Genomic DNA, 22143 nt, shown 5'->3' with positions numbered 1-22143 from the left:
GCATGACGCCAAGCCCAGCCGAGGTCGCCATGCGTCTTTTCGCCATCCTCCTGCTCTGCCTCGCTCTCGCGACCTGCACCACGCAGGTCCCCCAGGCCCGCGTGACCCAGGCGGCGGACAGCCGCCTGGCCGGCCTGCAGGCCTTCCAGCTGATGCCCCCGGAAAACGCCGTCGACGCCCTGCCCTACGCCAGCCGCTACCCGCTGATCAACGCCTGGCTGCGCCAGGGCCTGGAAAGGCGCGGCTACCGCGAAGCCGGCGCCGCGCAACTGCGCGTCTACTACTGGCTGGCCCTGCGCGACGCGCCGCTGGAATTCAAGGTCGACGTGCCGCCGCCGCAATCCCTCGGCCCCTACCTGGCCATCCACCGCCTGCGCGACGAAACCGGCACCCTGCGCGTGCGCCTGACCGACCTGCAGGACCGGGTGCTCTGGGAAGGTACCGTCAGCACCGGCTTGAGCCCGGCCCACGCCAGCAGCGAGCTGCTGCAGCACGCGGTCGAAGCGCTGATAAGCCAGATTCCCCAGGCCACCCCGTAGGATGGTGTTGAGCGAAGCGATACCCATCACCGCAACCGCATGGGTTTCGCAAGCTCAACCCATCCTACGGGTGCGCGTTTGCCGTAGGAGCGGACCTTGTCCGCGATAGCCGGAGGTTCCGGCGCGATTCGCGGATGAGATCCGCTACACTGCCCCACCCGTACCATTCCCCTGTAGGAGCGCGCCCTGCGCGCGATTTCGCGGGCAGGGCCCGCTCCTACAATTTGCTGTGAGGTATGGAGTTTCCTCGTAGGAGCGGACCTTGTCCGCGATGGCCGGAGGTTCCGGCGCGATTCGCGGATGAGATCCGCTCCACGCCATTCCCCTGTAAGCGGGCCCTGCCCGCGATTCGCGCGCAGGGCGCGCGCCTACAGGCTTGCCCCCCGCTCTCCGAAGCCCGAAGCTATCCCCCTGACAGGAGAAAGCTTCATGCAGATCTACAAGGTAGGCGGCGCCGTTCGCGACCGTCTGCTCGGCCAAGCGGTCAGCGATACCGACTGGGTGGTGGTCGGCGCCAGCGCCAAAGACATGCTCGAGAAGGGCTACCGCCCGGTGGGCGCGGACTTTCCGGTATTCCTCCATCCCAAGACTGGCGAGGAATACGCCCTGGCCCGCACCGAACGCAAGAGCGGCCGCGGCTACGGCGGCTTCACCTTCTACGCCAGCCCCGACGTGAGCCTGGAAGAAGACCTGGTGCGCCGCGACCTCACCATCAACGCCATGGCCGAGGACGACAACGGCCGGCTGATCGACCCCTACGGCGGCCAGCGCGACCTCGAAGCGCGCCTGCTGCGCCACGTCTCCCCGGCCTTCGTCGAAGACCCGCTGCGCGTGCTGCGCGTGGCCCGCTTCGCCTCGCGCTTCGCCCCACTGGGCTTCAAGGTCGCCGACGAAACCCTGGCGCTGATGCGCGAGCTGTCCGAATCCGGCGAGCTGGAAGCCCTGACGCCCGAACGCAGCTGGAAGGAAATCGCCCGCGCGCTGATGGAAGCCCGCCCCGACGTGTTCATCCAGGTGTTGCGCGACTGCGGCGCCCTGGCCGTGTTGATGCCCGAGGTCGACGCCCTGTTCGACGTGCCGCAACCGGCGCAGCACCACCCGGAAATCGACACCGGCGAACACCTGCTGGCCGTGCTGCGCCAGTGTGCCGAGCACCGTCAGCCGCTGACCGTGCGCTGGGCCTGCCTGCTCCACGACCTGGGCAAGGCGCGCACCCGCCGCGAAGACTGGCCCCGGCACATCGCCCACGAACACCTGGGCCTGCCGTTGATCGATGCGGTCAACGCCCGCTTCAAGGCGCCGCGCGACTGCCAGGAACTGGCGCGCCTGGTCGGCGAGTACCACACCCATGCCCACCGCGCCCTGGAACTGCGGCCCAGCACTCTGCTGGAGCTGTTGCAGGCCTTCGACGTCTACCGCCGGCCGCAGCGCTTCGAGGAATTCATCGCCGCCAGCGAAATGGACGCCCGCGGCCGCCACGGCCTGGAAAACCGCGCTTATCCACAGGCCGACTACCTGCGCGGCGCCGCCAGGGCAGCCCGCGAAGTAGCGGTGCAGCCATTGCTGGAAAAGGGCTTCAAGGGCGCGGAACTGGGCGAAGCGCTCAAGCGCGAACGCCTGAAGGCACTCAAGGCCTACAAGGAAGCCCAACCGTAGGGCGTATAACCGTTCGCGGTCATACGCCGCCACACCCCAGACCACCGTCAACTCCAAGGCTGAACCCGGAGTAACCTGGGGCCCAGGTCAAACGGCGGATAACGTCGAACGTTATCCGCCCTACGCCCAGCCCTCTTGTAGGAGCGAGCTTGCTCGCGAACAGCCCCGGCACCGAGCAAGGCCAGGGTTCGCGAGCAAGCTCGCTCCTACGAAAGGCAGACGGAATCAGGCTGCCGGATGCGCCGCGATCAACGCCGCCGGCGTCAGCTCGGCGCCGCGCCACTGGAAGGGCACCGGCCACAGGCGCTGGTCGATGTCCGCCTCGGCCCAGAGGCTGGCGAAATCACGCCCGGCGCCCGGATGACGCACATCGGGCGCCAGCAGCGCCAGGGGCCAGAGCACGAAGGCGTTCTTCAGCACCTCGGCGCGCGGCAGCACCAGGCCATCGAACTCGCCATGCAGGTCGCCGTAGAGCAGCACGTCGATGTCCAGCGGCAGGCCCTTGCGCTCCGGCGCATAGCGGCCGTTGTCGGCCTCGATGTGCTTCAGCCGCAGGCTCAGCTCGGCCAGCGGCAGCTCGGTCTCGCCGGTCACCACCAGGTTGATGAAGGGGCCGCTGCGGATGCCCACCGGCTCGCTTTCGAACACCGGCGAGCAGCGCAGGTTGCGGACGAAGCCGGTGAGCGCCTCGAGCCCGGCGTGCAGATGGCGCTCGCGCTCGACATTGCTCCCCAGGCCGAGGAAAACGGTGGTCAGCGGCATCCGCGTTCGATCTCCACGCCAACGCCGGCGGCAGCGGCGACCGCCCCCGGCTTGGTCACCCGCAGGCGCAGCCAGCGGATGCCGAATTCGCCCATCAGCAGCGCGGCCAGGCGCTCGGCGAAGGTTTCCACCAGCTGGAAATGCGCGTCACGGGCGAACCCGCCGATGCGCTCGGAGAGCACCGCGTAGTCCAGCGCCTTGGCGATGTCGTCGTCGGCCGCCGCCGGGCGGATGTCCCAGCCCAGGTCCAGGTCCAGACGCAGGCACTGGCGTATCCCCCGCTCCCAGTCGTAGACGCCGATCACGGTGTCCACTTCCAGGCCCTCGATAAAAACTTTGTCCACTTACTGCTGCTCCAAGGCCAGTGCACGACAAGCGTACGCCACCCCGCTAGAATCGGGGACAGTCTCGTCCCCGGTGGAAACCATGGTCTGGCTCTTGGCGATCCTCGCCTACCTGCTCGGCTCGCTGTCCTTCGCGGTACTCCTCAGTCGCCTCTTCGGCACCGCCGACCCGCGCGCCGGCGGCTCCGGCAACCCCGGCGCCACCAACATGCTGCGCCTGGCCGGGAAGAAGGCCGCCATCCTCACCCTCGCCGGCGACCTGGCCAAGGGCCTGGTGCCGGTGCTCGTCGCCCGCCTGTTCGGCCTGGGCGCGATGCAGGAGGCCTGGGTCGGCGTGGCGGCGGTGATCGGCCACCTCTACCCGCTGTACTTCAACTTCCGCGGCGGCAAGGGCGTGGCCACCGCCGCCGGCATGCTCCTGGCGCTCTACCCGCCGGCCGCGCTGCTCGCCGCGGTGGCCTGGCTGCTCACCTTCAAACTGTCGCGCACCAGCTCGCTCGCCTCGCTGGTCGCCACCCCGCTCACCCTGCCGCTACTGGCCTGGCAACTGCCGGCGGCGCTGCTGCCGATGACGGTGCTGACCGGGCTCATCGTCTGGCGCCACCGCGGCAACCTGCGCGACCTCGTGGCCGGGCGCGAGCGACATTTCTAGGGCAGGGAGCTTCAAGCCACCAGCGACAAGCTGCAAGCGAAAAGTGGCGGCACGCCGCTGGCAGCTTGCCGCCTGTCGCTTGCAGCCATCTTTTTATACCGCCGGCAGCGACTCCATCGGCCAGCGCGCGCGCACGTCGATCGCCGGGCCGTCGTGCTGGCCGGCCAGCAGGCGCTGGCAGCCGGCGTAGGCGATCATCGCGCCGTTGTCGGTGCAAAACCGCGGGCGGGCATAGAACACCTGGCCGCGGAGTTCGCCGAGCATCTTCTGCAGGTGCTCGCGCAGGGCGCGGTTGGCGCTCACCCCGCCGGCGATCACCAGGTTCTTCAGGCCGGTCTGCTTGAGGGCGCGGCGGCACTTGATGGTCAGCGTCTCGACCACCGCCTGCTGGAACGCCAGGGCGATGTCGCAGCGCGTCTGCTCGCCGTCGTCGCCCGCCTCCCGGCAACGCTGCCAGGTGTTCAGGGCGAAGGTCTTCAGGCCGCTGAAGCTGAAGTCCAGGCCCGGACGGTCGGTCATCGGCCGCGGGAAGACGAAGCGCCCCGGCGTGCCTTGTTCCGCCAGGCGGGCGATCTCCGGGCCACCGGGGTAGCCCAGGCCGAGCAGCTTGGCGGTCTTGTCGAAGGCCTCGCCGGCGGCGTCGTCCAGGGACTCGCCGAGCAGCTGGTAACGGCCGATGCCATCCACCCGCACCAGCTGGGTGTGGCCGCCGGAGACCAGCAAGGCGACGAACGGGAACTGCGGCGGCTGCTCTTCCAGCATGGGCGCCAGCAGGTGGCCTTCCATGTGGTGCACGCCGACCGCCGGTATGCCCCAGGCGAACGCCAGGGCCTGGGCGCAGGAGGCGCCGACCAGCAGCGCGCCCACCAGGCCGGGGCCGGCGGTGTAGGCGATGGCGTCGATGTCGCCGCTCTGGCAGCCGGCCTCGTCGAGCACCTGGCGGATGAGCGGCAGCATGCGCTTGACGTGGTCGCGCGAGGCCAGCTCGGGCACGACCCCGCCGTAGACGCGATGCAGGTCTATCTGACTGAACAGCGCATCGGCCAGCAGGCCGCGCTCGCTGTCGTAGAGGGCGACGCCGGTTTCGTCGCAGGAGGTTTCCAACCCCAGCACACGCATGGGTTCGAGCCTTCAACTCTGGGCAAATGGGAAGCGGCGCATGATAATCGCCCGCTGCGGGTACCGACCAGCGTTTTTCGATCGGAGGCTTTGCATTCCTGAGCCCGAACCGTTAATATCCGCAACCCTTGAAAACCGCCGTCTCCAGTGCCTACTGCCAGGAGCGCGATAAATCCCCGGTAATCATTGAAGGTACGACCTGGATGCCCGCCGTCAAAGTTAAAGAGAACGAACCCTTCGACGTAGCCCTGCGTCGTTTCAAGCGCTCCTGCGAAAAAGCCGGTGTACTGGCTGAAGTCCGTAGCCGCGAGTTCTACGAGAAGCCCACCGCCGAGCGCAAGCGCAAGGCCGCTGCCGCTGTCAAGCGTCACGCCAAGAAAGTGCAGCGCGAACAGCGCCGCCGCGAGCGTCTGTACTGAGTTCGACTCAGCCGCACGCTCTGCACATCGCCCGGCCCACTCGCCGGGCGAGTGCCTGAAAAGCTACACCGCACTCCGATTCGCACCTGGCGAAGCTCGGAGTTTTTTGCTTTTCACGCCCCATGAAATGCCATACTCCAAGCCAGCCTTGGGTGTATGCCTGGGTCCATCCTGCGTCCCGACGAGTCTATGGCCGGCCTGATTCCGCAATCCTTCATCGATGACCTGCTCAACCGCACCGACATCCTCGATGTGGTGAGTTCGCGCATCCAGCTGAAGAAGACCGGCAAGAACTACAGCGCCTGCTGCCCGTTCCACAAGGAGAAGACGCCCTCCTTCACCGTCAGCCCCGACAAGCAGTTCTACTACTGCTTCGGCTGCGGCGCCGGCGGCAACGCGCTGGGCTTCATCATGGACCACGACAACCTGGACTTCGTCCAGGCTGTCGAGGACCTGGCCAAGCGCGCCGGCATGGACATCCCCCGCGAGGAGGGCCGGCGCGGCAAGCCGCGGCAGCCGACCGACTCGCCGCTGTACCCGCTGCTGAGCGCCGCCGCCGACTACTACCGCCAGGCACTGAAAAGCCACCCGGCGCGCAAGGCCGCGGTGGAATACCTCAAGGGCCGCGGCCTGACCGGCGAGATCGCCCGCGACTTCGGCCTCGGCTTCGCCCCGCCGGGCTGGGACAACCTGCTCAAGCACCTGGGCGGCGACAACCTGCAGCTCAAGGCCATGCTCGACGCCGGCCTGCTGGTGGAGAACCCCGACAGCGGCAAGCGCTACGACCGCTTCCGCGACCGGGTGATCTTCCCCATCCGCGACAGCCGCGGGCGGGTGATCGCCTTCGGCGGCCGGGTGCTGGGCGACGACAAGCCCAAGTACCTGAACTCCCCGGAAACCCCGGTATTCCACAAGGGCCAGGAACTCTACGGGCTGTTCGAGGCGCGCAAGAACAACCGCGACCTCGACGAAATCATGGTGGTGGAAGGCTACATGGACGTGATCGCCCTGGCGCAACAGGGCATCCGCAACGCCGTGGCCACCCTCGGCACCGCCACCAGCGAGGAACACATCAAGCGCCTGTTCCGCCTGGTGCCGAACATCCTGTTCTGCTTCGACGGCGACCAGGCCGGACGCAAGGCCGCCTGGCGCGCCCTGGAATCGGCCCTGCCGAACCTGCAGGACGGCCGCAAGATCCGCTTCCTGTTCCTCCCCGAGGGCGAGGACCCGGACAGCCTGGTCCGCGCCGAAGGCCCCGACGCCTTCCGTGCGCGCCTGGTGCAGCAGGCCCAGCCGCTGGCCGACTACTTCTTCCAGCAACTGATGCAGGAAGCCGACCCCAGCACCCTGGAAGGCAAGGCGCACCTGGCGACCCTGGCCGGCCCGCTGCTGGAGAAGATCCCCGGCAACACCCTGCGCCTGCTGATGCGCCAGCGCCTGGGCCAGCTCACCGGACTGAGCGGCGAGGCGCTCAACCACCTGAACGCGCCACGCTCAAGCGGCGGCCAGAGCCATGCCCAAGGGCACGGCCAGGCCACGCCAAGCGTCGCCCCGGACAGCCACGCGCATGAATACAGCGACTACGATGTAGGCCACTTCGCCGATCACGGCGAGCCCAGCTACCAGGACAGCGCCAGCTATTTCGAGGCGCCGTCGGATTTCGCTGGCGGCAAAGCGGGCAAGAAGCCCTGGAAGGGCGAGCGCAAATGGGACGGCAAAGGTGGCAAGGGCGGCAAGCGCGGCGACTTCGCCCCGCGCCAGCCGCGCACCGAGATCAGCGTCGAATCGCCCACCCTGACCGCGCTGCGCACCCTGCTGCATCACCCGCAGCTGGCGCAGAAGGTCGAGGACGCCAGCCATTTCGCCAACGAAGGGCAGACCTACTCGCAGCTGCTGGCAGCGCTCGTCGAAGCGCTGCAGAAGAACCCGAAGCAGCGCTCGATGCAACTGATCGCGCGCTGGCACGGCACCCCGCAAGGACGCCTGCTGCAGGCCCTGGCGGAAAAGGAATGGCTGATCGACCAGGGCAATCTTGAAAAGCAGTTCTGCGACACCATTACTACACTTGCACACAGTCAACTGCACAACAGCCGCGAGGCGCGGCTGCGCAGCGTGATGCAGAAGAGCCCCAGTGAACTGACTGACGAAGAGAAAGCTCTATTGAGGGAACACTTCAGCAATGCCTCTTCACCAGGCCCCCAGAGCTGAACTGGCGCCTGAAGCCTCGAAGCTGGTATAATCCTCGGCTTATTTCAGCCCGCCAAGACCTTCAGTGGATAGGGTGTTATGTCCGGAAAAGCGCAACAGCAATCTCGTCTCAAAGAGTTGATCAGCCGTGGTCGTGAGCAGGGCTACCTGACTTACGCGGAGGTCAACGACCACCTGCCGGAGGATATTTCCGATCCGGAACAGGTGGAAGACATCATCCGCATGATCAACGACATGGGGATCAACGTATTCGAGACAGCCCCGGATGCGGATGCCCTGTTGCTGGCCGAAACCGATACCGACGAAGCCGCAGCCGAAGAGGCCGCCGCTGCCCTGGCCGCGGTGGAGAGCGACGTCGGCCGCACCACTGACCCGGTGCGCATGTACATGCGCGAAATGGGCACCGTGGAACTGCTGACCCGCGAAGGCGAGATCGAAATCGCCAAACGCATCGAGGAAGGCATCCGCGAAGTCATGAGCGCCATCGCCCAGTTCCCTGGCGCGGTGGACGGCATCCTCGACGAATACCAGCGGGTGGTCAGCGAAGGCGGCCGCCTGTCCGACATCCTCAGCGGCTACATCGACCCGGACGACGGCTCGGTTCCCGCCGAGGAAGTCGAACTCGACCTCAAGGACAAGGGCGGCGACGCCAAGGCCAAGGATGACGAGGAAGAGGACGAGGAGTCCGACGACGACAGCGAAGACGAAGGCGACGGCGGTCCGGACCCGGAAGAGGCCGCGCGCCGCTTCGGCCTGGTCGCCGACCAGCTGGACAAGACCAAGAAGGCGCTGAAGAAGCACGGCCGCGGCAGCAAGCAGGCCGATGCGGAAATGCTCGCCCTGGCCGAGCTGTTCATGCCGATCAAGTTGGTGCCCAAGCAGTTCGACGCCCTGGTCACCCGCGTGCGCGACGCCCTGGACCAGGTGCGCCGCCAGGAACGCGCCATCATGCAACTGTGCGTGCGTGACGCCCGCATGCCGCGCGCCGATTTCCTGCGCCTGTTCCCCGGCCGGGAAACCGACGAAGCCTGGGTCGACAGCGTGCTCAAGGCCAAGCCGAAGTACGCCGAAGCCCTGGAGCGCGTGAAGGACGACGTCATCCGCAACCAGCAGAAGCTGTCCGCGCTGGAAAGCAACGTCGACCTCAAGGTCTCGGAAATCAAGGACGTCAACCGCGCCATGTCCATCGGCGAGGCCAAGGCCCGCCGCGCCAAGAAGGAAATGGTCGAGGCGAACCTGCGTCTGGTGATCTCCATCGCCAAGAAGTACACCAACCGCGGCCTGCAGTTCCTCGACCTGATCCAGGAAGGCAACATCGGCCTGATGAAGGCGGTGGACAAGTTCGAATACCGCCGCGGCTACAAGTTCTCGACCTACGCCACCTGGTGGATCCGCCAGGCGATCACCCGTTCGATCGCCGACCAGGCGCGCACCATCCGTATCCCGGTGCACATGATCGAGACCATCAACAAGCTCAACCGCATTTCCCGCCAGATGCTGCAGGAAATGGGCCGCGAACCGACCCCGGAAGAGCTGGGCGAACGCATGGACATGCCGGAAGACAAGATCCGCAAGGTCCTGAAGATCGCCAAGGAACCGATCTCCATGGAAACCCCGATCGGTGACGACGAAGACTCGCACCTGGGCGACTTCATCGAGGACTCCACCATGCAGTCGCCCATCGAAGTGGCGACCAGCGAGAGCCTCAAGGAAGCCACCCGCGAAGTCCTCGCCGGCCTCACCGCGCGGGAAGCCAAGGTGCTGCGCATGCGCTTCGGCATCGACATGAACACCGACCACACCCTCGAGGAAGTCGGCAAGCAGTTCGATGTGACCCGCGAGCGTATCCGCCAGATCGAAGCCAAGGCGCTGCGCAAGCTGCGCCATCCGTCGCGAAGCGAACACCTGCGCTCCTTCCTCGACGAGTGATCGAAAAACCCCCGGCACAGCCCGGGGGTTTTTCTTTCAGGGATACTGGCAGGGGGCTACTGGAGCGGCCGGGGCCCGACTACACTTCGGCATATCCACTCCCCGGGTCCGAGGCTCCCATGCCGCGTCTGCAGGCTCTTCTGTTGTGCTTGGCATGCTGGGTCCTCCAGGCGCAGGCGCTCACCCTAACGCCGGAAGAACAGGCCTGGCTGCGCCAGCACCCGCAGCTGCGCCTGGGCGTGGACGCCTCCTGGCCGCCCTTCGAATTCCGTGACGACCAGGGCCGCTACCAGGGGCTCGCCGCCAGCTACGTGCAACTGATCAGCGACCGCCTGCAGGTCGGCATGCAGCCCAGCGAACCGAGCAGTTGGAACGAAGTCCTGCAACAGGCGCACAACGGCCAGGTCGACCTGCTGCCGGGCATCATGGCCACGCCCGAACGCAGCGAATACCTGACCTTCACCCGCCCCTACCTGGACTTCCCCATCGTCATCCTCGCCCGCAAGGATGGCCCCAACCCGGAAAACCTGCGCGAGCTGTACGGCCTGAAGGTCGGCGTGGTCGACCACTACGCGCCCCATGAATTGCTGATCGCCAAGCACCCGGACCTCAACCTGCTGCCCCTGCCGAGCGTCGCGGCAGCCCTGCAGGCCCTGGCCACCGGGCAGGTCGACGCCTTCGTCGGCGACTTCGCCTCCAGCGTCTGGAGCCTGCGCCAGCTCAAGCTCGAAGGCATCCAGATCAGCGGCGAGACGCCCTATCGCTACCAACTTGCCATGGCGGTGCCGCGCAGCGACGCGATGCTCGCCGGTATCCTCGACAAGCTCTTCGCCGAGCTCAGCAGCGACGAGGTCGAAGCCCTGCAGACGCCCTGGGTCGGCGGCCTGCTGGACAACCGCCCGGCCTGGTCGCACCACCTGCTGAGCATCGGCCTGCCGGCCCTGCTGGTGAGCCTGGCGATCGTCGCCACCCTGGTGGCGATGAACCGCCGCCTGCGCGGCGAAGTGGCGCGGCGGGTGAGGCTCGAACAAGCCCTGCGCGACAGCGAGCAGCATTTCCGCGGCCTGGTAGAGAGCATGGCCGCCATCGCCTGGGAAATGCGCCTGTCGGAAAACCGCTTCACCTACGTCTCGCCCCACGCCCAGGAACTGCTGGGCTACCCGCAGCACGAATGGCTGCAGCCGGGCTTCTGGCAGCGCACCCTGCACCCGGCCGATGCCGAACAGGCCATGAGCTTCTGCTTCTCGGAAAGCCGCGCCGGGCGCAACCACAGCCTGGACTACCGGATGCTCGCCGCCGATGGCCGCGTGGTGTGGATCCGCGACATCGTCACCCTCATCCGCCACGGCGACGAACTCATCCTGCGCGGCCTGATGATCGACATCACCGAAGCCAAGCGCACCGAGCAGGCCCTGCGCCTGTCCGAACAGAAATTCGCCTCGGTGTTCCACCACTGCCCGGACATCATCGTCCTCGCCCGGCGCATCGACGGGCGCCTGCTGGCGGTGAACAGCACCTTCGAACAACAGGTCGGCATCCCCGCCAGCGAAGCCCTGGGCAAGACCGCCACCGAGCTGAACATCTGGAGCGAACCGGGCATGGGCCCGCGCATGCTCGAACGCCTGCAGGGCGAGAACCTCAACAACATCGAGATCAGCCTGCATCGCCGCGACGGCAGCCGCTTCACCGCCCTGCTCTCGGCCCAGCACGTGGCCCTGGACGACACGCCCGCCCTGGTGGTGGTGGCGCGCAACATCTCCCAGCTCAAGCAGACCCAGGAGCAACTGCGCGCCTCCGAGGAAAAATTCGCCAAGGCCTTCCACGCCTCCCCCGACGGCATGCTCATCACCCGCATCCGCGACGGCCTGCTGCTGGAGGCCAACGAAGGCTTCACCCGCATCACCGGCTACGGCCGCGAGAGCGCCAGCGAGCGCTCGACCCTGGAACTGGGCCTGTGGGCCGACCCGCAGGACCGCGAGCGCCTGCTGCAGATGATCCGCGAACGCTCGACGGTGCAGGACTTCACCGCCTTCATCCGCACCCGCGAAGGCGCCGCCCGGCTCTGCGAACTCTCGGCGCACCACATCGTCATCAGCGGCGAAGACTGCCTGCTGACCATCGCCCGCGACATCACCGAACGCCAGCAGATGCAGGAAAAGCTCACCCTGGCCGCCACCGTGTTCGAAAGCACCGCCGAAGGCGTGATGATCACCGACGCCAGCCAGCGCATGATCGCGGTCAACCGCGCCTTCAGCGAAATCACCGGCTACGGCGAGGACGAAGTGCTGGGCCAGTCGCCGCGCCTGCTGGCCTCGGGGCAGCACGACAGCAGCTTCTACGTCGCCATGTGGCACCACCTCAACGCCGAAGGCCACTGGCAGGGCGAGATCTGGAACCGGCGCAAGAGCGGCGAACTCTACCCGGAATGGCTGACCATCAGCGCCGTGCGGGGCAACAACGGCGAAACCAGCCACTTCGTCGGCGTCTTCGCCGACATCTCCACGCTCAAGTACGCCCAGGCCCGCCTCGACTACCAGGCCCACCACGACCCGCTCACCGGCCTGCCCAACCGCCTGCTGTTCGAATCGCGCCTGACCTCCGCCCTGAAGGAAAGCCAGGAAGAACAGCAGCTGGGCGCCGTGCTGTTCCTCGACCTGGACCGCTTCAAGCACATCAACGACAGCCTCGGCCACCCGGTCGGCGACCAACTGCTGAAATCCATCGCCCGGCGCCTGCGCGAACAGCTGCGCGACATCGACACCGTAGCCCGCCAGGGCGGCGACGAATTCATCATCCTGCTGCCCGGCCTGCACCAGAGCGCCGATGCCGAACACGTGGCGAAGAAACTGCTGAACTGCTTCAGCCACGCCTTCGTCGCCGACGACAAGGAATTCTTCGTCAGCGCCAGCATCGGCATCAGCCTGTTCCCGGTGGACGGCAAGGACGTCGCCACCCTGGTGAAGAACGCCGACGCGGCCATGTACCGGGCCAAGGCCCAAGGCCGCAACCGCGTCGAGTTCTACACCCGCGAGCTGACCTTCCAGGCCAACGAACGCGTGGCCCTGGAACACGAACTGCGCCGCGCCCTGGAAACCCACCAGCTGCAGCTGTACTACCAGCCCAAGCAGGCCCTGGACACCGGCGCGCTGGTCGGCGCCGAGGCGCTGATCCGCTGGAGCCACCCCAAGTACGGCGCCATCCCGCCGGACCGCTTCATCCCCCTGGCCGAGGAAACCGGGCTGATCCTGCCCCTGGGCACCTGGGTGCTGGAAGAAGCCTGCCGGCAGATGAGCCGCTGGCAACAGAGCCACGCCGCCTTCGGCCCGCTGTCGGTGAACCTCGCCGGCGCCCAGCTGTACCAGCACGACGTGGTCGACCAGGTGCGCGAACTGCTGCAGCGCTACAACCTGCACGCCCCCAGGCTGCAACTGGAGATCACCGAGAACTTCCTGATGCACCAGACCGACGAGGCCCTGACCACCCTGCACGCCCTGAAGCGCCTGGGCGTGCAACTGGCCATCGACGACTTCGGCACCGGCTACTCCTCGCTCAGCTACCTCAAGCAACTGCCGCTGGACATCCTCAAGATCGACCAATCCTTCGTCCACGGCCTGCCGGACGACCCGCACGACGCCGCCATCGCCCGCGCCATCATCGCCCTGGGCCGCAGCATGAACCTGACCATCATCGCCGAAGGCGTGGAACGCGAAGAACAGGAACGCTTCCTCGCCGAAGAAGGCTGCGACCAGGTCCAGGGCTACGCCCTCAGCCCGCCCCTGCCTGCGGAACAGTTCGCAGCCCGCTTCCTCACCCCGCTGCATCCGATTGGCACCGCGCAAGGGACGCCGGTATAATCCGCCGGCCTTCTGGGGGCCTATAGCTCAGTCGGTTAGAGCAGAGGACTCATAATCCTTTGGTCCACGGTTCGAGTCCGTGTGGGCCCACCACCTTCAAAGCCGCGCATTGCGCGGCTTTGGCATTTCTGGGAGAGGCTTTTCAGGCCCTTCCGTTCCCTTCAGAGCCCGCCGAAGTGTCCACAAGACGTCCACATCCACTCCACGGGTAGCTGGACGCTGAGCCGAATAGCTCGCACAATCGGCTCACTCAATGAGCCGAATAATCCATTTATTCGGCTCACCGCCCCTGGAAGACTTGCCATGAACGAGCCCCTCTGGATCTGGCAGCAGCCTGACTGGCCGGATTTCCGCTGGCAGGCCGAGCGTCTTGCCCCGCTGCTGCGCAGTTGTGCCCAGGCCCAGGGGCGTCTGCTGGGCATGGCTGGGACGATCGATGCCGGCAGTGATGCGGAGAATGCGCTGGATGCGTTGCTGCAGAATATCGTCACCAGTTCCGCCATCGAGGGCGAACAGCTGAATGTCGAGTCGGTGCGCTCCTCCCTGGCGCGGCGGCTGGGCCTGGAGAGTGGCGGGCGCAGTACGCCGCGCTCCGAGGGCTTGGCCGAGCTGATGCTGGATGCCACGCGCGGCCATGCCCAGCCGTTGACGCTGGAGCGCCTGCTGCACTGGCACCGCCTGCTTTTTCCAATGGGCGATACGTCTCCACACGCTCGAATCCACGTCGGCGATCTGCGGGGCGATGAGCCAATGCAGGTGGTCTCCGGACGGCTCGACCGGCCCACGGTGCATTTCGAGGCACCGCCGCGCGCGGGATTAGAAGTGCAGCTTCAGGCCTTTCTCGAATGGTTCGCCAGCAGCCGCACTGATGTCGCTCTGGACCCACTGCTGCGAGCCGGCATCGCGCACTTCTGGTTCGTGACTCTGCATCCTTTCGATGATGGCAACGGGCGGCTGACTCGCGCCATCACCGACCTGGCCCTGGCTCAGGGCGAGCAGCAGGCTATCCGCTTCTATGCCATGTCGGCCAGTATTCTTGAGGATCGGCGCGGCTACTACCGGATACTGGAAAGCAGCCAGAAGGCTTCGCTCGATATCACCGCCTGGCTGGAGTGGTTCCTGGCCACCCTGCTGAAAAGCCTGGAGCAGGCGCTGGCACGTATCGACCGGGTTCTGGGCAAGGCGCGCTTCTGGCAGGCGCACCGCGAGCAGGCGCTTTCAGCCGAACAGCTGAAGGTGCTCAACCGCCTGCTCGATGGCGACCTGCTGGGCGAACGCGGTGGGTTCGAGCAAGGCATCAGCGCCGCCCAGTACCAGGCTGTAGCGAAGGTTTCCAAGGCAACCGCAACCCGTCACCTGAGTGACCTGCTCGACAAGGGCTGCCTGGTCCGCCTGCCAGGCGGCGGGCGCAGCACTCGCTACCAGATCAATTGGCCTGCCTCGTCCTTGCCAGCAGCCAAGCGACAGGACGACCGCGAAGAGCGCTGAATCGTGCAGAAAATAAGCCTTATTGCATCGCTTCCCACGGATTGAGGATGGACACTCCTGTAGCTTCGAAATCAGCCACATTGCGAGTGACTACCGTCATGCCATGGACAAGGGCCGTCGCGGCAATGAGCGCGTCACGCTCGCCCCGCTTGTCGGGTACGTGCAACCGGGCGCAGCGTTGCGCCACCGCTGTATCGATTGGCAATGTTCGTCCAGAGAACTCCGGCAATACATGTTGCTCCAGCCACGAGCGCAGCAAGGCCCCTTGAGTGGCGTCTTTTCGCTCAATCGACAGAACACCGAGTTCCAGCTCCATGATGGTTATGGCAGACACGAAAAGCTCGGCGGCATCGACGCTTTCACTCCATGCCGCAACGTTCGGGTCAGCTTTGCCGGCCCGAACCTTTCGCAGTTCGGACACCACGTTGGTGTCGAGAACGAACATCATGAGAAGTCAGCCGGCTGGGTACCGATGGTCACACGCGGCGCTTCAAACTCGATGTCCGCAACGTCCGGCATAGCCAGAGAGTCGGCAATGTTGCGGCGCTGCTTCGTAAGCCGCTGGTATTCCTCGATGCTCAACAACACATGAGCGGGCTTGCCGCGATCCGTGATGAACACCGGCCCCTGCTTGGCCGCCTTCTTTGCGCGGGTAACATCCTGGTTAAGTTCTCGACTGGATAGGGTTGTGATGGTCATGGCGGCACCTCCCACATGAATTACCAATGTAGGTATGTTGCTACATTGATAGCAAGCTGTCCATGAAAAGCCGCCTGATCGCGCAGCGTCTGGCTCAGCTCGAAGACAACTCACGCAGCGCGGCGGTAGCCAGGAAGCCGGAGCGAGAGGCGTAGCGATGGTCGCGCTTCACGCGTTCGTCGATGCGTTGCAGGAGGTTTTCCGGGAGGCTGGCGTTGAAGCGCACGGCCTTGCCCAGGTAGGGGGTGACGTCGAAGTCGACCACCGCCCAGACGCCGCCGGCGTAGTCGGGGTTGCCCATGTGGGTGTCCACTTCCTGGGCTTGCGGGAGCGTCTCGCCGTCGGCCACCAGGCCTTCGAAGTGCAGGGCCAGGGCTTCCTGGACGTTTTCCAGCGCCTGGCTGACGGTGCCGCCGGCGGAGAAGCAGCCAGGCACGTCAGGGATGGTCACGCCGTAATCCGAGTCGGCGTCCTTGTGCAGAACCACGGGGAATTTCATGTTGATGCCCTCCTCCTGGGCTGACGGCCGACTCATCGCAGGCCGGCCTGGCGCAGAATGCTGTTCACGGTCCCGATCGGCAGGTTGCTCCTGGGGTGGGGAACCGTCACCCGCCCCTTCTTGGTGAAATGCCGGAACTGGTGATGACTGCCTTTCACTTCCACAAGGAACCAGCCATCCGCCCGGATCAACTCCATGATTTCTCGACTGCGCATCGTCCCTCCGCCCAGCCTTGGTGTGTATGCTACACACCAAGACTGTGATTATCTACACACACTACACACCCGAATTTCGATCTTGCCGTCAGGCGCTCCGCCGCAATTGAAGAGTGCCGAGGCTTTGGGCGGTGCGAGGGGGTTGGCGGGAGCTGAAAACAGGGAAGTTTCCTGCGAAGCATTGGCGTTGCCGTCTTACAAGACGGCTGCGTAGCGTTCCACCTGCCACGGATCAGACGTGGCCAGGTGTGGAATCCTGCTAGCAACCATCGCAATACACGCCATAGCGGAGTTCTTCGGCGTTCACCGAACGATCTTCGGCTGTCTATGGCGGGCCGTGCGAGGCGGGCTTTTGCCCGACCGGTTGGTTGCTTCCGGGATTCCACCCTTGCACGGTCCGCCTCCCTTCTCCGGATTGCCTGGGTGGCGGCTTCTTCGATGCAGCAAAGAGCGACAGCATGACCCTTTCTTCTACTTCCGATTCCGTTCTCGTCCCTTCGGTTTTCCTGCGCCATCGCCGACCCCTGCGGGCGATGCTGATCGAGAACCAGGCGTGGTTCGTCGGGCGCGACCTGGCGCGGCTGACCAACAGCCATGTGTCCACGCGGGTTATCCACAAACTGGATGCCGACCAGCAGCGGTTCGAGTGTCTGCAGGTGGCTGGCGGCGAGATGACGCGTGAGTGGCTGGTCAGCGAGAGCGGCGTGTATGCGTTGCTGATGGTGCATTTCTATCACCCGGAGAACCGGGGCTTGCGGCAGTGGTTGAGCAATGAGGTGGTGCCGGCGTTGCGGGATGCGCGGCAGAGTGATCCGGATTTGCCGCGGCGAAGGGTGAAGCGGGTGCAGGGGCAGCAGTTGAGCGTGCTGGATTGGCAGGGGAAGTTGTGGGTGCGATTTGGGGATGCGGTGGGGTTGATGGAGCGGGAGGTCCGGCGGGAGTCGTAGGGTTGGGTGGTATGCATGGTGATGGGTATCGCTGCGCTCAACGCCATCCTACGGGGCGCCAGGGTTGGCTCTGGTGTGGTCTTTGACTTGGGCTCCCTCTCCCCAGCCCTCTCCCTGAAGGGAGAGGGGGCTTGTTCGTGCCGAGAGGGGGACCGGCTTCAGTCGTTAACTTTCGGTGTTGCCGGCTGACTCCAGAGCGCCAGCGTCTGCCCAACGGTCCCCTCTCCCTTCAGGGAGAGGGTTAGGGAGAGGGCTACCGAACGCCACCCCGGCGGCGACACCCCGGCCATGCAGCAGCCCTCATCGCTTCGCAATGATGTAAACCGCATGCACGATACCGGGGATGTACCCCAGCAACGTCAGCAGGATGTTCAGCCAGAACGCCCCGCCGAAGCCGACCTGGAGGAACACGCCCAGGGGCGGGAGGATGATGGCGATGAGGATGCGGATCAGGTCCATGGCGGGTGCTCCTTGTAACTGTGGCTACTGACACCAGCATCGACCACGGCCGCTTCGCTGGCGTTCAATCCTTTTGCGGGCCATGGTTGCGGGCAGGGCCAGGCCTCTGCGTACCGAAAAGGTGCAACCCCGCTCCCGCCCCAGCGCGCAGATGCCCGCTCTCCTAAAATGCAAGGCAAGGTCCGCTTCTTGCAGCGATCGCCGGGCATCCGCTGCATCCGCCGGCAAGGTCACCTTTCTACACAGTCCGTCGAGTTCGACCAACGGCTGGTTGCACCTGGTTGCACCTTTGTCGTCCGGCGTTTAAATTCTCGCCACATTTCCGCCGTGCCCACTTTCAATAACAGGTACAACCATGGCCACCACCACCCTTGGCGTGAAGCTGGACGACGCCACCCGTGAACGTCTGAAGCAAGCCGCCCAAGCCATCGAGCGCACGCCGCACTGGATCATCAAGCAGGCGATCTTCAACTATCTGGAACAGATCGAGGGTGGTCTCTCCCCCGCCGCGCAGTCCGGGCTGGCCGCCGCGGCCGGCGACGAATCGCTGGAGGCGCTGAACGAGCAGGGCCTACAGGTGTTCCTGGACTTCGCCGAAAGCATCCTGCCGCAGTCGGTGCTGCGCGCCGCCATCACCTCCGCCTACCGCCGCCCGGAAACCGAGGCCCTGCCGATGCTGCTGGAGCAGGCCCGGCTGCCGCAGGACAAGGCCGAGGCCGCCAACAAGATGGCCCTGGGCATCGCCGAGAAGCTGCGCAACCAGAAGAGCGCCGGCGGCCGCCAGGGCCTGGTGCAGGGCCTGCTGCAGGAGTTCTCGCTGTCGTCCCAGGAGGGCGTGGCGCTGATGTGCCTGGCCGAGGCGCTGCTGCGCATTCCGGACAAGGCCACCCGTGACGCGCTGATCCGCGACAAGATCAGCAACGGCAACTGGAGCCAGCACCTGGGCCAGAGCCCGTCGATGTTCGTCAACGCCGCCTCCTGGGGCCTGCTGATCACCGGCAAGCTGGTGTCCACCCACACCGAGGCGGGCATGACCTCCTCGCTCAACCGCATCATCGGCAAGAGCGGCGAGCCGCTGATCCGCAAGGGCGTGGACATGGCCATGCGCCTGATGGGCGAGCAGTTCGTCACCGGCGAGACCATCGGCGAGGCCCTGGCCAACGCCGCGAACATGGAAAGCCGCGGCTTCCGCTATTCCTACGACATGCTCGGCGAGGCCGCACTGACCGACGAGGACGCCAAGCGCTACCTGGCCTCCTACGAGCAGGCCATCCACGCCATCGGCAAGGCCTCCCACGGCCGCGGCATCTACGAAGGCCCGGGCATCTCCATCAAGCTCTCGGCGCTGCACCCGCGCTACAGCCGCGCGCAGTACGACCGGGTGATGGACGAGCTGTACCCGACCCTGCTGGGCCTGACGCAGATGGCCAAGCAGTACGACATCGGCATCAACATCGACGCCGAGGAAGCCGACCGCCTGGAAATCTCCCTCGACCTGCTGGAACGCCTGTGCTTCGAGCCGTCGCTGAGCGGCTGGAACGGCATCGGCTTCGTCATCCAGGCCTACCAGAAGCGCTGCCCTTACGTGATCGACTATGTGATCGACCTGGCCAAGCGCAGCCGCCACCGCCTGATGATCCGCCTGGTGAAGGGCGCCTACTGGGACAGCGAGATCAAGCTGGCCCAGGTCAACGGCCTGGAGGGCTACCCGGTCTACACCCGCAAGCCCTACACTGACGTTTCCTACATCGCCTGCGCGCGCAAGCTGCTGGCGGTGCCGGAGGCCATCTACCCGCAGTTCGCCACCCACAACGCCCATTCGCTGTCGGCCATCTACCAGATCGCCGGGCAGAACTACTACCCCGGCCAGTACGAGTTCCAGTGCCTGCACGGCATGGGCGAGCCGCTGTACGAGCAGGTGGTGGGCAAGGTCGCCGACGGCAAGTTCAACCGCCCGTGCCGCATCTACGCCCCGGTGGGCAGCCACGAGACGCTGCTGGCCTACCTGGTGCGCCGCCTGCTGGAAAACGGCGCCAACACCAGCTTCGTCAACCGCATCGCCGACCACAGCATCTCCCTGCAGGACCTGGTGACCGACCCGGTGCAGCAGGTCGAGCAGATGGCCGCCCAGGAAGGCACCCTCGGCCTGCCACACCCGCGCATCCCGCTGCCGCGTGACCTCTACGGCGAAGGCCGGGCCAACTCCGCCGGCCTGGACCTGGCCAACGAACACCGCCTGGGCTCGCTCTCCTCGGCGCTGCTGACCAGCACCAACCAGGCCTACGTCGCCCAGCCGGTGCTCGGCGGCGAAGCCCCGGCGCCCGCCGCGGCCGAGCCGGTGAAGAACCCGGCCGACCACCGCGACATCGTCGGCCAGGTACACGAGGCCAGCGAGGCGGACGTCAACAACGCCCTGCTCAGCGCCCAGGCCAGCGGGCCGATCTGGCAGTCCACCCTGCCGGAAGAGCGCGCCGCCGTGCTGGAGCGCGCCGCCGACCAGATGGAAGGCGAGATGCAGCAGCTGATGGGCCTGCTGGTGCGCGAATCCGGCAAGACCTTCGCCAACGCCATCGCCGAGGTGCGCGAGGCGGTGGACTTCCTGCGCTACTACGCGGCCCAGGCCCGTACCTTCTCCAACGACAGCCACCGCCCGCTGGGCCCGGTGGTGTGCATCAGCCCGTGGAACTTCCCGCTGGCGATCTTCAGCGGCCAGGTGGCCGCCGCCCTGGCCGCCGGCAACACCGTGCTGGCCAAGCCGGCCGAGCAGACCCCGCTGATCGCCGCCCAGGCCGTGCGCATCCTGCTCGAAGCCGGCGTGCCGGCCGGCGTGCTGCAGCTGCTGCCGGGCCGCGGCGAAACCGTTGGCGCCCGCCTGGTCGGCGACGAGCGCGTGCGCGGCGTGATGTTCACCGGCTCCACCGAAGTCGCCGGCATCCTCCAGCGCAACATCGCCGGCCGCCTGGACGCCCAGGGCCGCGCCATTCCGCTGATCGCCGAGACCGGCGGGATGAACGCGATGATCGTCGACTCCTCGGCGCTGGCCGAGCAGGTGGTGGTGGACGTGATCAACTCCGCCTTCGACAGCGCCGGCCAGCGCTGCTCGGCCCTGCGCGTACTGTGCGTGCAGGCCGACGTGGCCGACCGCGTGGTGCAGATGCTCAAGGGCGCCATGGCCGAATACACCCTCGGCTCGCCGGAGCACCTGAACGTGGACATCGGCCCGGTGATCGACGCCGAGGCCAAGGGCAACATCGACCGCCACATCCAGGCCATGCGCGACAAGGGCCGCAAGGTCTTCCAGGCCGCGCGGGTGAATGGCGACGCGCTCAAGCGCGGCACCTTCGTGGTGCCGACGCTGATCGAGCTGGACAGCTTCGACGAGCTCAAGCGCGAAATCTTCGGCCCGGTGCTGCACCTGGTGCGCTACGAGCGCTCCGACCTGGACCAGCTGCTGGCGCAGATCAACGCCTCCGGCTACGGCCTGACCCTCGGCGTGCACACCCGCATCGACGAGACCATCAGCCAGGTGGTGGGCAACGCCCACGTCGGCAACCTGTACGTGAACCGCAACATCGTCGGCGCCGTGGTCGGCGTGCAGCCCTTCGGCGGTGAAGGCCTGTCCGGCACCGGCCCGAAGGCCGGCGGCCCGCTGTACCTGTTCCGCCTGCTGTCGACCCGCCCGCGCGATGCGGTGGCCAAGCAGTTGGCCGGCGATAACGTGCAGGCCCTGCCGCGCCCGGCCGAGCGGGAGAAGGCCCTGCAAACCCTGCGCGACTGGGCGGCCAAGCAGGAGCCGGAACTGGCGAAGGTGGCGGACGAGTTCGCCAGCCTGGCGCAGAGCTATGCCTGCCACGTGCTGACCGGCCCGACCGGCGAGCGCAACACCTACACCCTGCTGCCGCGCGAGCGTGTGCTGAACCTCGCCGAGGAGCGCGCCGACCTGCTGGTGCAACTGGCCGCCAGCCTGGCGGTGGGCAGCCTGGCGGTATGGCCGGCTAGCCAGCGCGAGCTGCGCGACAGCCTGCCGAAGGAAGTGCAGAAGCGTATCGAGCTGGTCAACGACTGGACCGCCGCCGAAGCCGCCTTCGACGCCATCCTGCACCACGGCGATTCCGACCAGTTGCGCGAGGTGTGCGAACAGGCTGCCAAGCGCAAGGGCGCCATCGTTGGCGTGCACGGCCTGGGCAAGGGTGAAACCGACGTACCGCTGGAACGCCTGCTGGTGGAGCACGCCCTGAGCGTGAACACTGCGGCCGCCGGCGGCAACGCCAGCCTGATGACCATCGGCTGATGCGACGGCGGCGGCCCTACCCGGCCGCCGCCAGCGACACCCGCGCCCTTGCGGCGCGAACCG

General features: G+C 66.5%; 18 protein-coding genes and 1 tRNA gene. 11 read left to right on the top strand and 8 right to left on the bottom strand.

Features of this window, described 5'->3' with window-relative positions:
- The first annotated feature begins 29 nt into the window (after positions 1-29).
- Positions 30-539 (top strand): DUF4136 domain-containing protein, encoded by a 510-nt coding sequence (locus RN02_RS30720; protein WP_043319222.1) that lies wholly within the window; start codon positions 30-32, stop codon positions 537-539.
- A gap of 429 nt (positions 540-968) precedes the next feature.
- Positions 969-2195 (top strand): multifunctional CCA addition/repair protein, encoded by a 1227-nt coding sequence (locus RN02_RS30715; RefSeq protein WP_043319220.1) that lies wholly within the window; start codon positions 969-971, stop codon positions 2193-2195.
- A 225-nt stretch (positions 2196-2420) separates the two neighbouring features.
- On the opposite strand, the gene folK is transcribed toward RN02_RS30715, so the two are convergent.
- Together folK and folB are read right to left on the bottom strand one after the other, a co-directional pair.
- A complete protein-coding gene (folK, locus tag RN02_RS30710; RefSeq protein ID WP_043319218.1) occupies positions 2421-2957 on the bottom strand; it encodes a 2-amino-4-hydroxy-6-hydroxymethyldihydropteridine diphosphokinase in 537 nt (178 codons plus the stop codon).
- Positions 2948-3301, bottom strand: a complete 354-nt coding sequence (folB, locus tag RN02_RS30705; protein ID WP_043319216.1) for a dihydroneopterin aldolase — start codon at positions 3299-3301, stop codon at positions 2948-2950. The genes folK and folB overlap by 10 nt, the downstream gene beginning before the upstream one ends.
- A gap of 82 nt (positions 3302-3383) precedes the next feature.
- Between folB and plsY the strand changes: the two genes are divergently transcribed.
- Positions 3384-3953 (top strand): glycerol-3-phosphate 1-O-acyltransferase PlsY, encoded by a 570-nt coding sequence (gene plsY, locus RN02_RS30700; RefSeq protein WP_043319214.1) that lies wholly within the window; start codon positions 3384-3386, stop codon positions 3951-3953.
- Positions 3954-4046: 93 nt separating this feature from the next.
- Here plsY and tsaD read toward each other — a convergent pair whose 3' ends face one another.
- Positions 4047-5072: a tRNA (adenosine(37)-N6)-threonylcarbamoyltransferase complex transferase subunit TsaD gene (gene tsaD / locus RN02_RS30695; RefSeq protein WP_043269309.1), complete on the bottom strand. Its 1026-nt coding sequence runs from the start codon at positions 5070-5072 to the stop codon at positions 4047-4049.
- Positions 5073-5275: 203 nt separating this feature from the next.
- Here tsaD and rpsU point away from each other — a divergent pair, with 203 nt between their 5' ends.
- From rpsU to RN02_RS30665, 6 genes are all read left to right on the top strand, one after another.
- Positions 5276-5491: a 30S ribosomal protein S21 gene (gene rpsU / locus RN02_RS30690; RefSeq protein WP_003085057.1), complete on the top strand. Its 216-nt coding sequence runs from the start codon at positions 5276-5278 to the stop codon at positions 5489-5491.
- Positions 5492-5680: 189 nt separating this feature from the next.
- Positions 5681-7699, top strand: coding sequence for a DNA primase (dnaG, locus tag RN02_RS30685; RefSeq protein WP_043269310.1), 2019 nt, complete (start codon positions 5681-5683; stop codon positions 7697-7699).
- A gap of 78 nt (positions 7700-7777) precedes the next feature.
- On the top strand, positions 7778-9628 hold the full coding sequence (gene rpoD / locus RN02_RS30680; protein WP_009615539.1) for an RNA polymerase sigma factor RpoD: 1851 nt from the start codon (positions 7778-7780) through the stop codon (positions 9626-9628).
- Positions 9629-9747: 119 nt separating this feature from the next.
- Entirely contained in the window at positions 9748-13482 is a 3735-nt protein-coding gene (locus RN02_RS30675; RefSeq protein WP_043319212.1) for a bifunctional diguanylate cyclase/phosphodiesterase, read from the top strand.
- A gap of 16 nt (positions 13483-13498) precedes the next feature.
- A tRNA-Ile gene (locus RN02_RS30670) sits at positions 13499-13575 on the top strand.
- Between the two features lie 210 nt (positions 13576-13785).
- A complete protein-coding gene (locus RN02_RS30665; RefSeq protein ID WP_052267964.1) occupies positions 13786-14970 on the top strand; it encodes a Fic family protein in 1185 nt (394 codons plus the stop codon).
- Positions 14971-14989: 19 nt separating this feature from the next.
- Here the strand turns inward: RN02_RS30665 and RN02_RS30660 are convergent, their stop codons facing one another.
- The 4 genes from RN02_RS30660 to RN02_RS30645 form a co-directional block, all read right to left on the bottom strand.
- Positions 14990-15415 (bottom strand): type II toxin-antitoxin system VapC family toxin, encoded by a 426-nt coding sequence (locus RN02_RS30660; protein WP_043319303.1) that lies wholly within the window; start codon positions 15413-15415, stop codon positions 14990-14992.
- Entirely contained in the window at positions 15415-15669 is a 255-nt protein-coding gene (locus RN02_RS30655) for a type II toxin-antitoxin system Phd/YefM family antitoxin (RefSeq protein ID WP_043270302.1), read from the bottom strand. Before RN02_RS30655 ends, RN02_RS30660 begins: the two co-directional genes overlap by 1 nt.
- Before the next feature lie 94 nt (positions 15670-15763).
- Positions 15764-16168, bottom strand: coding sequence for a type II toxin-antitoxin system HicB family antitoxin (locus RN02_RS30650; RefSeq protein ID WP_043319209.1), 405 nt, complete (start codon positions 16166-16168; stop codon positions 15764-15766).
- A 32-nt stretch (positions 16169-16200) separates the two neighbouring features.
- Positions 16201-16383, bottom strand: coding sequence for a type II toxin-antitoxin system HicA family toxin (locus tag RN02_RS30645; RefSeq protein ID WP_009615522.1), 183 nt, complete (start codon positions 16381-16383; stop codon positions 16201-16203).
- Positions 16384-16841: 458 nt separating this feature from the next.
- Between RN02_RS30645 and RN02_RS34515 the strand changes: the two genes are divergently transcribed.
- On the top strand, positions 16842-17330 hold the full coding sequence (locus tag RN02_RS34515; RefSeq protein ID WP_043319207.1) for a BRO-N domain-containing protein: 489 nt from the start codon (positions 16842-16844) through the stop codon (positions 17328-17330).
- A gap of 300 nt (positions 17331-17630) precedes the next feature.
- Here RN02_RS34515 and RN02_RS32955 read toward each other — a convergent pair whose 3' ends face one another.
- Complete coding sequence (locus tag RN02_RS32955; RefSeq protein ID WP_009615518.1) at positions 17631-17789, bottom strand: YqaE/Pmp3 family membrane protein; 159 nt, start codon at positions 17787-17789, stop codon at positions 17631-17633.
- 355 nt (positions 17790-18144) lie between these two features.
- On the opposite strand from RN02_RS32955, the gene putA reads away from it, so the two are divergent.
- A complete protein-coding gene (gene putA, locus RN02_RS30630) occupies positions 18145-22080 on the top strand; it encodes a trifunctional transcriptional regulator/proline dehydrogenase/L-glutamate gamma-semialdehyde dehydrogenase (protein WP_043319205.1) in 3936 nt (1311 codons plus the stop codon).
- The last annotated feature ends 63 nt before the right edge of the window (positions 22081-22143 follow it).

The organism is Pseudomonas sp. PI1 (assembly GCF_000812405.1).
Lineage (GTDB): Bacteria > Pseudomonadota > Gammaproteobacteria > Pseudomonadales > Pseudomonadaceae > Pseudomonas > Pseudomonas citronellolis.
Note: the sequence above shows the minus strand (reverse complement) of the source record. Positions and strands in the feature narration are given on the sequence as shown.

Excerpts from the sequence above, each read along its gene's own strand:
- dnaG (WP_043269310.1), top strand. The coding sequence starts at position 5,681 with ATGGCCGGCCTGATTCCGCAATCCTTCATCGATGACCTGCTCAACCGC.
- folK (WP_043319218.1), bottom strand. The coding sequence starts at position 2,957 with ATGCCGCTGACCACCGTTTTCCTCGGCCTGGGGAGCAATGTCGAGCGC.
- tsaD (WP_043269309.1), bottom strand. The coding sequence starts at position 5,072 with ATGCGTGTGCTGGGGTTGGAAACCTCCTGCGACGAAACCGGCGTCGCC.
- RN02_RS32955 (WP_009615518.1), bottom strand. The coding sequence starts at position 17,789 with ATGGACCTGATCCGCATCCTCATCGCCATCATCCTCCCGCCCCTGGGC.
- rpsU (WP_003085057.1), top strand. The coding sequence starts at position 5,276 with ATGCCCGCCGTCAAAGTTAAAGAGAACGAACCCTTCGACGTAGCCCTG.
- RN02_RS34515 (WP_043319207.1), top strand. The coding sequence starts at position 16,842 with ATGACCCTTTCTTCTACTTCCGATTCCGTTCTCGTCCCTTCGGTTTTC.
- rpoD (WP_009615539.1), top strand. The coding sequence starts at position 7,778 with ATGTCCGGAAAAGCGCAACAGCAATCTCGTCTCAAAGAGTTGATCAGC.
- RN02_RS30645 (WP_009615522.1), bottom strand. The coding sequence starts at position 16,383 with ATGCGCAGTCGAGAAATCATGGAGTTGATCCGGGCGGATGGCTGGTTC.
- RN02_RS30715 (WP_043319220.1), top strand. The coding sequence starts at position 969 with ATGCAGATCTACAAGGTAGGCGGCGCCGTTCGCGACCGTCTGCTCGGC.
- RN02_RS30665 (WP_052267964.1), top strand. The coding sequence starts at position 13,786 with ATGAACGAGCCCCTCTGGATCTGGCAGCAGCCTGACTGGCCGGATTTC.
- RN02_RS30720 (WP_043319222.1), top strand. The coding sequence starts at position 30 with ATGCGTCTTTTCGCCATCCTCCTGCTCTGCCTCGCTCTCGCGACCTGC.
- RN02_RS30675 (WP_043319212.1), top strand. The coding sequence starts at position 9,748 with ATGCCGCGTCTGCAGGCTCTTCTGTTGTGCTTGGCATGCTGGGTCCTC.
- RN02_RS30650 (WP_043319209.1), bottom strand. The coding sequence starts at position 16,168 with ATGAAATTCCCCGTGGTTCTGCACAAGGACGCCGACTCGGATTACGGC.
- plsY (WP_043319214.1), top strand. The coding sequence starts at position 3,384 with ATGGTCTGGCTCTTGGCGATCCTCGCCTACCTGCTCGGCTCGCTGTCC.
- RN02_RS30655 (WP_043270302.1), bottom strand. The coding sequence starts at position 15,669 with ATGACCATCACAACCCTATCCAGTCGAGAACTTAACCAGGATGTTACC.
- RN02_RS30660 (WP_043319303.1), bottom strand. The coding sequence starts at position 15,415 with ATGTTCGTTCTCGACACCAACGTGGTGTCCGAACTGCGAAAGGTTCGG.
- putA (WP_043319205.1), top strand. The coding sequence starts at position 18,145 with ATGGCCACCACCACCCTTGGCGTGAAGCTGGACGACGCCACCCGTGAA.